The following is a 12,779-nucleotide window of genomic DNA, read 5'->3' as shown; positions in this document are numbered from 1 at the left end:
GGCCGGAGAGACCGGCACGTCCGTGCTTCCCCGCCTCCTCCCACGCTGGGGTGCCCGACGCCGATGACGATCACGGAGGCGGGCTGATCCAGTAGCCGCCGACACCCGGGTGGCCACCCGCCCACGGCCGGAGCACCATATGCCGGCGGCCCGGCAACTGCCGCTCGTGCTCCCTCAGCCGACCTGAACTCATCATCAACTGCCACCTAGGGAAGATCTGCTGTGCGCAGTGCACCGAAAGGGCTGACCCTCACCTCAACACCACTGGCCACGCTGATGGCCACGATCCTCGCCGCCGTCCTGACAGGTTGCAGCGGGGAGTCGCACCCCGAGTCCCTACCCGCCACCCAGAAGACCGCGTACGCGATCCTCCCCGACCGGGCCACCATGGAGGGGACACCGTACGAGGGCAGCAAGACGTCTCCCGACGGGGAACGGGGCGGCTACAAGTCCTCGGTCTGCGGGGACTATCCGGACGCCTGCAAGGATCGCGTACGGGCGGGGCCGTAACAGCCTTCGCCCCCGACCTCGACGAAGAGGTCGGCAAGCACGTGCAGTTCCACGCTCTGGCCCATGCCTCGGAGGACGACGCCAAGCGCACTTTCGCCGCATTGGAAACCGCCTTCGAAAAGGACTCCACCTCCTGCGGCCCTTCGTCATACGAACCGCCGCAAAATGCGCAGAACGCGGACGAATTCGACAGCTACACCATCCTCTACGAGGGCCAGAACGGCGGGTGGCGGAGCGCTACCGCGGGCGGTTCGTCGGCGGGCCGGGCACGCAGTTCCGCGCACATCCGCGCACTGGGTCCCGACATCATGTGCACGACCACGTCCTCCTTGGACTGGAAGTAGCGGGAGAACGTGCGGCGTGACAATCCCACGGCGGTCGCGATCTGGTCGACCGTCGTCTCCTCGAATCCCTGATCAGCCAGCAACGTCACCGCAGCCTCGGCCAGTTCGCCGCGTACGAGTTGGCGCTTGCGCTCCGCGATGTCGGCCGTTGGGGCTGCGTTCCTACCCACCACAATTCCGTTGCTACCTTGCGCTGTTTCGGGCTCGCCAGGACCAATTTGACCCACTGCGTCAGTAATGGCAGCGCTGGGAAGCGTGAGCAACACCGCCACGCAAGGGCGGGGGAGGTCAGCTCTGGGCGGTGGGGCGGACGACGATCTCGTTCACGTCGACCGTGGCGGACTGTTCGATCGCGAAAGCGATGGCCCGGGCGATCGCGTCGGGCGGGATCGCGATGTCGTCCCGCATCTTGGTGATCTCTGCTCTGACCTGGCTGTTGGTTGACGCCTCGGCGAAGTCGGTCGCCGTCGCACCAGGTGCGACGGTGGTCACTCGCAGGGAGTCGCCGGCCTCCTGGCGCAGTCCTTCGCACAGGGCCCGGACTGCGAACTTGGTGCCGGCGTAGACGGCCATGGTCGGCACGATGCGAAACGCGGCCGTGGAAGCGGTGGTGATGAAGTGGCCGCTGCCCTGCGCCCGGAAGACCGGCAGCGCGGCACCGATCCCGTACAGCACGCCCTTCACATTGACGTCGACCATGTGGTCCCACTCCTCGACGCGCAGATCGTCGAGAGGCGAGATGGTGCCGACTCCGGCATTGCTGACGAGTACGTCGAGTCGGCCGAAGCGCTCACCGGCCAGCGCGACCAGGGCCTGCAGGTCCTCCCGCCGGGTCACGTCGGTGCGGATCTGCACGGCCGTGCCGCCTGCCTTCCCGATCCGGGCCACCAACTCCGCCAGGCGTTCGGACCGGCGTGCGCCGAGCACGAGTCGTGCACCGCGTTCGGCGAGCAGCAGCGCGGTCGCCTCGCCGATGCCACTGCTGGCTCCCGTGATCGCCACTACTTTGCCCTTGATTCCGGACATGAGTTGCCCTCTCCATCTTCGGCACCGGGGCCGGGGCCGGGGCGACGAGCGGCAGCGGGGCCTCGAGTGGGGCCTCGGGAAGCCGTTGCGCTCTGGGCGGCCGGGTGCCGGTATGACCGTGTGAGGCCGTCGGTAGTGCCGCGGCCCGTGCTCGCACACCAGTCTCCAGGGGGCTTAGCCTGGTATCCAGAACGTATTTATTCTGGAACTGAAGGTGCCATGCCCAGTCAGCCGGACCAACGCCGTCAGCTGAGTGAATTCCTGCGCAGCCGGAGAGAGCGTCTGACCCCTGAGGAGGTGGGCCTGCCCCAGACCAGCCGCCGTCGGACTCCGGGACTTCGCCGGGAGGAACTGGCACTGCTGGCCGGGATCAGCGCCACCTGGTATACGTACCTGGAGCAGGGGCGGAAGATCCGCGTCTCCGAACAGGTGCTCAACGCCCTCGCCACGGCGCTGCGGCTCGACCGGCACGAGCGCGAGCACCTCCTCCAGCTTGCCGGTCACGCGCCCGCGGCCGAAGCCGAGGACCCCGAGCCGCTGACGGCCGAGGCGGGTGCCGTCCCCCTGCTGCTCCAGCCGAACCCGGCGTACATCATCGGCGGCAACTACGACGTCCTCAGCCACAACCAGGCGGCTCACGAGCTGTTCCCGAGGCTCATCACTGACGCGGAGCGGCCCGCCAACTTCGCCCGGTGGGTGTTTCTCGAACCGGTGGCCCGGGACGTACTGGTCGACTGGGAACCCGAAGCACGCGGCCTGCTCGGCCGACTTCGGACGCTGGCGGCACGCCATTCCGGCGACCCGCGGTACACCCGGCTGATCGAGGACCTGAACGAGGGCAGCCCGCAGGTGCGGGACTGGTGGCCGCAGTACGAGGTGCAGGCCCGGCACAGCGGTCGAAAACGGCTACGACACCCCCAACGGGGAGCGGTCGATTACGCGTACATCGCCTTCCACCTGGCCGAACAGCCGGAGCAGACGCTGGTCGTCTATGCCGACAGCAGCGAGCCGCCCGCCGGGGGCGCAGCCGTGACCGGCTGATGAAGGAGGACACCGGCGGCAGTACCAGCGCTCGCCATACGGCGGCGGAGGACCAGCGGCGGCGCGACGAGCAACTGCCGGAGAAACGGTCGGGTGCTCCCCGTTCTTCCGTGCCGACCTGCACACGGTTGCTTCTCTGCCGGCTCCGGGGCGGGCGCGACCCCGGGCTTCGGTCGAGGGGAGCTGTTTCCCGGGTCAGAGGCGGACGACGAGCAGGGCAATGTCGTCCCGTGCCCCGCTGGCGACGCCGAGGCGTGCCAGGACGGTGTCGGCGAGCTGTTCGGTGCCGAGCCGGCCGCACTCGCTGAGCACGTCGGTCAGCCGGCCCAGGCCGACGTCGATGTCCTCGTCCCGGCGCTCGATCAGACCGTCGGTGTACAGCACGAGAGTGTCGCCGTGCCTGTACGGCAGGCTCGCCTGCGGGCGGGCGACGTGCTGCGGACGGGCGCCGAGCGGTGGGTCGGTGGCCCGGTCCAGCAGTTCGCAGCTGCCGCCGGGGTGGAGGAGCACCGGTGGTGGATGGCCCGCGTTGCTGTAGGTGATCAGTTGGCTGCGGGCGTCGACGATCGCCTTGACCGCGGTGGTGCCCAGCGCCCCCTCCACGGACCGGGCGTACAGCCCGAGGACTTCCAGCGCCTGGGCCGGACGCTCCAGGGCACGGATGGCGGCGGACAGGGCGCTGCGGAGCATGCCCATGACGGCGGCGGCCTCCAGGCCGTGGCCTATGACATCGCCGACCGCGAGGGCGATCTGGTCGGGCGGGATGTCGACGACGTCGTACCAGTCGCCGCACACGTTGAGCGAGCCGATGGCGGGCAGATAGCGCACCGTGATGTTCCGGTGGTGGGCCAGATCGGGGACGTCGAGCATGGCTTCCTGCAGGGTGACGGCGACCTCGCGTTCCCGGGTGTGCGCCTTCCGCAGTTCCTCGTTCAGCCGCTGCAGCTCCCGCGCCCGTGCGTACAGCTCGGCTTCCAGAGCCTGGGTCTCGCCCAGGAACTCACCCACCCGGGCGCTCGCGGGGTGGGCCGTCCGGTGAGCTTTGACGAAGGCGGTGACGTCCTCGACCCGGTGAATGATGTAGGCCACCCGGCCGTCCGGGTCCAGGACCGGGGTGTTCACCGGGGACCACCAGCGCTCCTCGAACGCCCCCGGCCGCCCGGGCGCTGGGATGTCGTACTTCTGCAGCGCCATCGTGTCGGGCTTGCGGCCGGCCAGCACCCTGTGCAGGGAAGCGCCGAGATTACGGACTCCGTCGGCCTCAGGGTCGTCGGGGTTGTCCGGGAACGCGGTGAAGATGTGCTGGCCCACCAGTTCGTCGTGGGTGCGGCCGGTGGCCTCCAGATAGGCGCGGTTCACATCGACGATCACCAGATCGGGGCCCAGCACCAGATAGGGGCTCGGTGTCGCGGCGAACAGCGCCGCATAGTCAACCCGTGATGCCACCGGTGGCACTCCCTTCCCGCCCCCAACGGCTTCACTCTCAAATCTATGATCCGTCCCCCGTCCGCGCTCGCCGTCCGCCCGCCCGGACACCTCGGCGCTCGCACCGGCCGGGCCGACACACAGGTTTCGGTCAACCTTCGGCGACCGGTTTCGGCGAGGGGTTTCAGTACATTGAGACAGCCAGAGCGTGCGACTGCCAGGCGTGCCGATGGTCGCGTCCGTGCTCATGAACCTCGCGAGCGGGAACACCATGTTCGAATTGAGTACGCCGATCGTGACCGTGTTCGCCGTGTACGTGGTCGCCATGATCGGAATCGGCGTCTGGGCCTACACGCGTACCCGCACCTTCGCCGCCTTCGCCCTCGGCCGCCGCAGGCTGAGCGCGCTCGTCGCGGCCCTGTCCGCGGGGGCCAGCGACATGTCCGGCTGGCTGTTCCTCGCGCTTCCCGGAGCGGTTTACGCCGCGGGTCTCGGCGCCAGCTGGATCGCCGTCGGCCTGGCGGTCGGCACCTATCTCAACTGGCTGTTCGTCGCGCCGAGGCTGCGTACCTACACCGAGCGCGCGGGGAACGCGGTGAGCCTGTCGGCCTATCTGGAGGAGCGGTTCGAGGACCGCACCCGGATGCTCAGGCTGGTTTCGGCGGCGGTCACCCTGGTGTTCTTCACCGTCTATGTCGCCAGCGGTCTGGTGGCGGGCGGGGTGCTGTTCGAGCAGGTCTTCGGCATCCGTTTCGGGCTCGGCGTGACCCTGACCTGCCTGGTGATCCTCACGTACTCCTGTCTCGGCGGCTTCCTCGCAGTGAGCCTGACGCATGTGATGCAGGGCGTACTGATGTTCGTCGCCCTGCTGGTGCTCCCGGTGACGGGCGTCGCGTTGCTCGGCGGCTTCGGGGCACTGGGGACCGCCCTCGACGGCAAGGCGCCGGGCCTGCTGGACATGGGATCGAAGGTCCACTACGTGAACGGCCACTGGTCCACAGGCGGCGGGCTGGGTGCCGTCGCGATCGTCTCGCTGCTCGCCTGGGGCCTCGGCTACTTCGGGCAGCCGCACATCCTGGCCCGCTTCATGGGGATCCGCAGTATCCGTGCCGTTCCCGCGGCCCGCCGTATCGGCACCGGGTGGGTCGTGGTCGTACTCACCGGGGGCACGCTCGTCGGCCTGGTGGGCATCGCGAAGCTCGCAAAGCCGCTCTCCGAACCGGACACGGCGTTCATCGTGCTGAGCCGGACGCTGCTCAACCCGTGGGTGGCCGGGGTGATACTGATCGCCGTACTGGCCGCCATCATGTCGACGGCGGACAGCCAGCTCCTCGTGTCGTCCGTCGCTCTCACCGAGGACTTCTACCGCGCGTTCCTCAACCGGCGTGCCTCGGACAGGACGCTGGTGTGGGTCGGCCGCGGCGCGGTCGGCCTGGTGATCGCGGTGGCCCTCGTCATCGCGCTCAGGGGCGGCGGGCTGCTCGGCATCGTCGCGTACGCCTGGGCGGGCTTCGGTTCCGCCTTCGGGCCGGTCGTCCTCCTCTCGCTGTACTGGCCGCGTATGACCTGGGCGGGGGCCATGGCCGGGATCGTGTCGGGAGCGGCCACGGTGCTCCTCTGGAAGCGGATCAACCCGCTGCTCGGACCGCTCGAGTCGGGGATCTACGAAATGGTCCCCGGCGTGCTGGTCGCCACGAGTGCCGCGCTGCTCTTCGGCAGATTCGTCGGCCGGCCACCGGCGCGTGCCTTCTGGCGGATGCCGGGCGGCGGCGTGAGCCAGCTGATGCTCACGCCGTTCCTCACCCACGCCCCGGTCGGAATCGCCGTTCTGGACACGGACCTGCGCTACGTCTGGGTGAACAACCAATTGGACCGCCTGATCCCCCTCGAAGAACGGCTGGGGCAACAGGTGAGCGAAGTGCTGCCCGCGCGGGAGGCAGGGGGGTTCGCGGACAAGATGCGGTCGGTCCTGGAGACCGGAGCCCCGGTCATGGACTACGAGTTCCGCGGCTTCGGCTACGCGGACCCGGGCGGCAACCGCGCCTTCTCCGCTTCCTTCTTCCTGATGAAGGACCGCCATCGCCGGCCGGTGGGCGTCTGGTACATGATCATCGACGTCACCGAGCGCTGGCGGGCCCAGCAGCGGCTGGCCCTGCTGAACGACGCCGCCGCGCGGATCGGCAGCACGCTGGATGTGACGCGGACCGCGCAGGAACTGGCCGACGAGGCCGTGCCGTCCCTCGCCGACTTCGTCGCCGTCGACGTGCTGGACTCGGTGATGCGGGGCGAGGAACCGGCCCCCGGCCCGGTCGGCATGACGCCCGTGCTGCGCCGCGCGGGGCAGCAGTCGGTGCGTGAGGGCTGTCCGGAGGCGACCTGGGCCGTGGGAGAGGCGGTCAGGCGCGCCCCCTCGTCGCCGGTGACCCGCTGTCTGCTGGAGAGCAGAACCCTGGTGGAGCGGACCCTGGACCGCGCCAGCAGCCCTTGGGTGACCGAGGACCAGCCGCTGGGCGCGTCCATCCGTGCGTTCGACTTCCGCTCACTGACGGTGATTCCGGTACGGGCACGCGGCGTCACCCTGGGCGTGGCGACGTTCGCCAGATCCCGGGAGCGTGACCCCTTCGAGGAGGACGACGTACGCCTCGCTGAGGAAATCGTCTCGCACGCGGCGGTATGCGTCGACAACGCGCGCCGCTTCACCCGCGAGCGCACCGCAGCCCGTTCCATGCAGCGCTTCCTGCTGCCCCAGGAGCTGACGGCAGGGTCCGCGCTGGAGGTGGCGTCGTGGTATCTCCCGGCAGACGCCCCCAGCGGCGTGGGCGGTGACTGGTTCGACGCGATTCCGCTCTCCGGGGCCCGGGTCGCCCTGGTCGTCGGAGACGTGGTCGGGCACGGCATGAACGCGGCGGCAACCATGGGGCGGCTGCGTACCGCGGTGCGCACACTCGCCAACCTGGACCTCCCCCCGGACGAACTGCTCGCCCATCTGGACGACCTCGTGATCGGCCTCATGGAGGCCCACGGCAGCGAGGCGCCGACCGCGACCGAGGACGAGACCGCGCGCGCCGCGTTCCTGGGGGCCACCTGTCTGGTCGCCGTGTACGACCCCGTCAGCAGGCGGTGCACCCTGGCACGGGCCGGCCACCTCCCGCCCCTGATCGTCGGCCCAGACGGCAGCGCCGACATCCTGGAGCTGCCGGCAGGACCGCCGCTCGGCCTCGGATACCTGCCCTTCGAATCCGTCGAACTGGAGCTGTCCGAGGGCAGCCTCATCGCGCTCTACACCGACGGCCTCATCGAGAGCTTCGACCGGGACATCGACGTCGGTCTCGCCCGACTGGGCGATGCCCTCCTGACACCCGGACCCACGCTCGAGGAGACCGGCCGCACCGTACTCGATGCCCTGCTGGCGGGGCCGCCGTCCGACGACGCGGCCCTGCTTCTGGCCAGGACCCGGGTGCTGGCCCCCGACCACGTCGTCTCCTGGGAGCTGCCCAGCGACCCGGCCGCTGTCGCGGACGCCCGCACCATGGCCGGCCGGCAGCTGGGGGAGTGGGGCCTGGACGAGCTGACGTTCACCACCGAGCTGATCGTGAGCGAACTGGTCACCAACGCCATCCGCCATGCGACCGGACCGATCGGCCTCCGCCTGATCCGGGACCGCTGCCTGATCTGCGAAGTCTCCGACGCCAGCAGTACGTCGCCGCGGCTGCGCCATGCCCGTACCACCGACGAGGGAGGGCGCGGTCTGCTGCTCGTGGCCCAGCTCGCCCAGCGCTGGGGCACCCGCCACACGGCGACGGGCAAGGTCATCTGGACGGAACAGGTCCTCCCCGGCCCTGCGGTCGGCTAGGAAGCCGCCGGCCACGTCCTCGGGCCGACGCCCGGTGTGTAGGTCCGCCCCTCGACGCCGAATTCACCCGCGTCAGGTGCCAGCCCGGCATCCATGGCACGGAGGGTCGGCCGTCCGATGTGGGCGTAGACCAGCCGCCGCACCCGATGGCGGGCGGCCTGCTCGGCGACCTGGTGGAGGTCCGCATGACCGCCGACGCCGCCGCGGAAGCGGATGGGCCGCTGCCAGGAGGCGGCTTCGGCGAACATCAGATCCGCGTCCGCTGCCCAGGCGGGGAACTCATAGAACTCCGGGGCCCACACCGCCACGTGACCGGCAGCCGCGATGCGGTAGCCGTACGCGGGGTGTGAGGTGTGCACGACGGGGAGACAGGCGATGCGCAGGTCACCCGGCGTCAGGCTCGCTGCGCGCGGTTCGACACCCCGTTCGGCGGCCAGCCGTCGCAGCGCCGAGCGCAGCTCCGCGTGTTCGTCGGTGACCAGCCAGGCGTCCAGCCGCTCAGGCGGTTCGGCTCCCGGACCGCCGTCGAAGGCGATCCGCAACCTCCCGTAGCGCAGCAGCAGACCAGCCGGCCGGTACCGGGGCGAATTCATCGCCCCCACCCCCAGCAGCGTCAGCCGAAGCCGCGGGCTCATGCCGCGCACCGCCGAGGCATGGATCGCACGCGGGCCTCCTCGTTCAGCTGGGCGCCGTTCCAGTGTGGGTCATCCCCGTGGCCGTGGCACTTCGCAGCGGCCCGATGGGCTCCGCACCGTGCACGAGTGGACGGACTGCGGATGCCATGCGGCAGCGCTCCGCGCATTCTGGCCACAGCGGTGTTGTCCTGCCAGCTCTGCGCTCGGATACACACCAGCCACGCCGAGACAGGAGACCGACGTGCGGGCAACTCTTCCACTGGGACGGATCGCGGGAGTGCGGATCGGCGTCCACTGGAGCGTTGTGCTCATTTTCGCGCTCATCACCTGGATCCTGGCCCGCAGCCGCTTTCCGGAGGTCGAGCCCGGGCGCGCGGAGGCGCTGTACTGGGTGGTCGCCCTGTGCACCGCCGTACTGTTCTTCGGCTCGCTCCTCGCCCACGAACTCGCGCACGCCGTCGTGGCCCGGCGCAACGGAGTGCTGGTGGAGGACATCACCCTGTGGCTGCTCGGCGGTCTGGCCCGGCTCAAGTCCGAGGCGTCGCGGCCGGGAGCCGAGTTGCGGATCGCGGGTGTCGGTCCGCTGGTGAGCCTGCTGCTCGGAGTGGGCTTCGGGCTCTGCTCCTGGCTCATCCATCTCCTGGGTGCTCCCAGGCTTTTGGTGGAGTCGGCAGCCTGGCTGGCGGTCATCAACGTGCTGCTCGCCCTCTTCAACGCCATTCCGGCCGCACCGCTGGACGGTGGGCGCCTGCTGCGGGCCGTGCTGTGGTGGCGTACCGGGGACCGGCTGCGGGCGGCTGTCGGAGCGACCCTGGCGGGGCGGGCCTTCGGGTGGCTGCTCGTGGTCGGAGGGCTACTGCTGTTCTTCACGACCAGGGTCTTCGACGGGCTCTGGCTGGCCCTGATCGGCTGGTTCCTCCTCACCGCCGCGACCGCGGAAGGCAGACAGGCACAGCTGCGCAGCACCCTGGCGGGCGTTCCCGTACGACGGGCCATGACCGAGCAGCCCGTCACGGCCGGCTCCGGGCTCACCGTCGCACAGTTCCTCGCGGACGCCCGCTACCGGTACCGGCACTCGGCCTTCCCCGTCGTGGACGCGGCGGGCGACGCGGCGGGTCTGATCACCCTGGACCGCGCTCGGCGCGTCCATGCCGACCAGCGGGACACCACCACGGTCGGCGAGGTGATGCTGCCGCTGTCGGAGGTCACCACGGTTGCCCCGGACGACCTGCTGTCGGACCTGCTGCCGCGCATGGAGCCCGGCGCGGAGCACCGGGTCGTGGTGCTGGACGGCCGCCGAGTCGCGGGCATCGTCTCTCCCAGCGACATCAACCGCACACTGACCTGGTTGATGCCGCCACAGCCGCCGCCCCGGTGGAACCGCTGAGGACGGTCCGACACCACCGGACGGAGAGCGCTATCGGTTGCCGACGTGCGGCTCGGGCCGGTAGACGCACAGCGCCCAGATGATGAAGGCGTAGAGCGCGATCAGGATGATGGACCAGAGCGGGTAGTACGGCAGGGCCAGGAAGCTGCTGATCAGCAGGAGCCCGGCGATGACCACTCCGAGGACGCGGGCCCAGAGCCTGCCCTTGAAGAGGCTGGCGCCGACCAGAATCGCGAGCACACCCAGGGCCAGGTGAATCCAGCCCCACCCTTCCACGTTGAACTTGAAGACGTAGTTCGGTGTGCTCACGAAGATGTGGTCCCGGGCGATGGCCATGACCCCCCGCAGAATGTCGAGTACGCCGGCGAGGACGAGCATGGCACCGCCGAAGGTCACCAAACCGCCTGCCAGCGAAGGGGAGCCCCTCTTGCTCATCGTGGATTGAGTCATGGAAAGCCTCCTCGAATCAGGGCCGTTGACGACTCATACGGCTCGGGCTCATACCAGAATCAGGACGATGAAGAGCGCGTAGACCAGGATGTTCACCAGCCAACTGTGACTGTTCGTCCAGTCGCGGACCTTCGGCATGACATCCGCCGCCCGGTGCCCCGCGGCCAGGCGGATCAGCAGGGGAAGCGATGCGATCAGGAGCGTCGCGGCAACGAATGGCAACGCCTGGGCGAACGAGCTTCTCGCCTGGTCGAGATGGACCCCGACGGTGAGCATCACCATCAGGTCCGAGGGCATGAGCAGAATGACCAGGAGGCCGGTACGGAAAGCCTGCCGAGGGTCCGCTCCCATCAAAGCGCGCAGCCATTTCGGAGGTTGCACGGTTTCGCGATTCCGCCAGTTTCTCAGCGCGGCCAGGACCAGCAGGGCGACCAAGGCGTACTCGATGGCGTGGCCGACCGAGCCTTTGTCACCGGAACTGCCCAGGCTGACCGTGTCGCCGAACAGCGAGGCGATCCCCAGCATGGCGGCCACACCGGCGAGCGTTGCCACGGTCACCGCGCTCAGGAACCCGAGGGAGACGCGTACCGCTCGCGGTGCCGTGGCGAAGATGATCGCCGACATGAATTGCGGCCCGGCCATCATCGTGATGGCCAGGGGAAGGATCTTCAGACCGTCCATGGCGAACCCGCCGCTGAGAAGGCCGCTCGCCGACCGTCCGGAACGATGCCCCTACGGGGCCGGAGCGGAGCGGCCGCTGGTCGATGTGTCGGGGCAGTGACTCAAGCCGACCAGCATTCACGGCGCGGCGCTGCACAGCGTAGGCCGATCGGGTGACGGTTCCCGGTGATCCTCACCTCTGGCGGGCTTCCGCAGCCCGCCTCGTTGTGTAGCAGAATCAGCCGGCGACCCGCCGGTCATGCGGCCCGGAAGCATTTGCACTCCCGGGAGCATTCGCACTGTGGATGTCGCGCTCGGCAATGGTCAGCAGTTGCTGGGCGAGGTCGTGCATGGCCCTGCCCGCCGCCAGTTCGTCGCCGATCTCCGGTACGTCCGTATCCGCCGGGTTGCAGCGCGCGGCTCCGCGGCCGGTGAGCGCTGCGGTTCCGGTGTCCAGCACGATCTGTGCCTTTGTCGCTCCCTCGTCGTCCTCGAAGAGGTCGACATGGACGTTCCATTCCTTGGTGTGTGCCATGGCTCTCTCCTCACCTGGTCACGGTCCGACGTCGGCCGGAAACGGGGTGTTCTGGCGAGCCCTGTGACCTCGGGAGGCGGCCTCCGGCAGGTCGCCGGGCCGTTTCCCCGCTCGATTTCATTATCGAACGCGGCGGCTTCGGCCGCAGGGCCGGAAAAGACCGGCGGCTCCACCCCTTGACACCGCTCGCCCCCGCCCTTGAGGATCCTGCACCGTGAACCTGTCAGACAGCCAGACACCTTCAATGCCTCGGCGGGTCAGCGCGATGGAAGCCGTGCTGACGCATCTGCGCGGTGCCATCGAGCGCGGGGAGTACGCGGTGGGGGACAAGCTGCCCTCGGAGGCCGAGCTCTGCCGTCGCCTGGAAGTGAGCAGGCCCGTGCTCCGGGAAGCCCTGCGGGCCCTGGCGACGATGGGGCTCACCGTCTCGCGCACCGGCAAAGGCACCTTCGTCGTCTCCAACGGCGCGGTGGAGGACCCGACCTTCGGGGACTACACGGCCAGTCACCTCCTGGAGGTGCGCCACCACGTCGAGATCCCGGTGGCCGGGTACGCGGCACTGCGACGTACTCCCGAGGACCTCGACCAGCTCTCCCACCTGCTGGACCGCATGGAGCGGGAAACCGACACCACCGCCTGGGTGGCGATGGACTCCCTGTTCCATCTCGCCGTCGCGCAGGCGGCCCAGAACCCGGTCTTCCGCAGGATCGTCGAGGAGATCCGGGACGCGCTCGCCAAGCAGTCGGCCTTCCTCAACGACGTCGGCGGACGGCGCGAGCAGTCCAACCGCGAGCACCGGGCCATCGTGGAAGCGCTCGTGGACGGCTCAGAGCGGGACGCCGTGGACGCCATGACCCACCACCTCGAACGGGTCGAGACCACCCTCGAATCCATCGTGCGCCCCCACCGCACC

The 12,779-nt window shown here is 69.6% G+C and carries 12 protein-coding genes; 5 read left to right on the top strand and 7 right to left on the bottom strand.

Features of this window, described 5'->3' with window-relative positions; genetic code table 11:
- Positions 1–222: 222 nt before the first annotated feature.
- Positions 223–510 (top strand): hypothetical protein, encoded by a 288-nt coding sequence (locus ITI46_RS08485; protein WP_209238813.1) that lies wholly within the window; start codon positions 223–225, stop codon positions 508–510.
- A gap of 205 nt (positions 511–715) precedes the next feature.
- Here the strand turns inward: ITI46_RS08485 and ITI46_RS08480 are convergent, their stop codons facing one another.
- A complete protein-coding gene (locus ITI46_RS08480) occupies positions 716–1,024 on the bottom strand; it encodes a TetR family transcriptional regulator (RefSeq protein WP_307808097.1) in 309 nt (102 codons plus the stop codon).
- 118 nt (positions 1,025–1,142) lie between these two features.
- A complete protein-coding gene (locus ITI46_RS08475; RefSeq protein ID WP_209238812.1) occupies positions 1,143–1,880 on the bottom strand; it encodes an SDR family oxidoreductase in 738 nt (245 codons plus the stop codon).
- 219 nt (positions 1,881–2,099) lie between these two features.
- Here ITI46_RS08475 and ITI46_RS08470 point away from each other — a divergent pair, with 219 nt between their 5' ends.
- Positions 2,100–2,921 (top strand): helix-turn-helix transcriptional regulator, encoded by an 822-nt coding sequence (locus ITI46_RS08470; RefSeq protein WP_209238811.1) that lies wholly within the window; start codon positions 2,100–2,102, stop codon positions 2,919–2,921.
- Between the two features lie 195 nt (positions 2,922–3,116).
- Here ITI46_RS08470 and ITI46_RS08465 read toward each other — a convergent pair whose 3' ends face one another.
- On the bottom strand, positions 3,117–4,367 hold the full coding sequence (locus ITI46_RS08465; protein ID WP_209238810.1) for a PP2C family protein-serine/threonine phosphatase: 1,251 nt from the start codon (positions 4,365–4,367) through the stop codon (positions 3,117–3,119).
- 250 nt (positions 4,368–4,617) lie between these two features.
- Between ITI46_RS08465 and putP the strand changes: the two genes are divergently transcribed.
- Positions 4,618–8,199 (top strand): sodium/proline symporter PutP, encoded by a 3,582-nt coding sequence (gene putP, locus ITI46_RS08460; RefSeq protein ID WP_209238838.1) that lies wholly within the window; start codon positions 4,618–4,620, stop codon positions 8,197–8,199.
- Here putP and ITI46_RS08455 read toward each other — a convergent pair.
- Entirely contained in the window at positions 8,196–8,834 is a 639-nt protein-coding gene (locus ITI46_RS08455; protein WP_209238809.1) for an MBL fold metallo-hydrolase, read from the bottom strand. The two genes, putP and ITI46_RS08455, sit on opposite strands and share 4 nt — an antisense overlap.
- Positions 8,835–9,075: 241 nt before the next feature.
- On the opposite strand from ITI46_RS08455, the gene ITI46_RS08450 reads away from it, so the two are divergent.
- On the top strand, positions 9,076–10,221 hold the full coding sequence (locus ITI46_RS08450) for a site-2 protease family protein (RefSeq protein WP_209238808.1): 1,146 nt from the start codon (positions 9,076–9,078) through the stop codon (positions 10,219–10,221).
- Between the two features lie 30 nt (positions 10,222–10,251).
- Here ITI46_RS08450 and ITI46_RS08445 read toward each other — a convergent pair whose 3' ends face one another.
- The 3 genes from ITI46_RS08445 to ITI46_RS08435 all read right to left on the bottom strand — a co-directional run bounded on the left by ITI46_RS08445 (position 10,252) and on the right by ITI46_RS08435 (position 11,866).
- Positions 10,252–10,671 (bottom strand): DUF7144 family membrane protein, encoded by a 420-nt coding sequence (locus ITI46_RS08445; RefSeq protein ID WP_209238807.1) that lies wholly within the window; start codon positions 10,669–10,671, stop codon positions 10,252–10,254.
- A 48-nt stretch (positions 10,672–10,719) separates the two neighbouring features.
- Positions 10,720–11,352, bottom strand: coding sequence for a GAP family protein (locus tag ITI46_RS08440; RefSeq protein ID WP_209238806.1), 633 nt, complete (start codon positions 11,350–11,352; stop codon positions 10,720–10,722).
- Positions 11,353–11,569: 217 nt separating this feature from the next.
- Positions 11,570–11,866: a DUF1876 domain-containing protein gene (locus ITI46_RS08435; RefSeq protein WP_209238805.1), complete on the bottom strand. Its 297-nt coding sequence runs from the start codon at positions 11,864–11,866 to the stop codon at positions 11,570–11,572.
- 214 nt (positions 11,867–12,080) lie between these two features.
- Here ITI46_RS08435 and ITI46_RS08430 point away from each other — a divergent pair.
- A partial coding sequence (locus tag ITI46_RS08430; RefSeq protein WP_209238804.1) for a FadR/GntR family transcriptional regulator occupies positions 12,081–12,779 on the top strand: 699 nt, incomplete at its 3' end.

Source organism: Streptomyces oryzae, assembly GCF_017676365.1.
Classification (GTDB): domain Bacteria; phylum Actinomycetota; class Actinomycetes; order Streptomycetales; family Streptomycetaceae; genus Streptomyces; species Streptomyces oryzae.
This window is presented reverse-complemented; position numbering and strand designations above follow the sequence as displayed.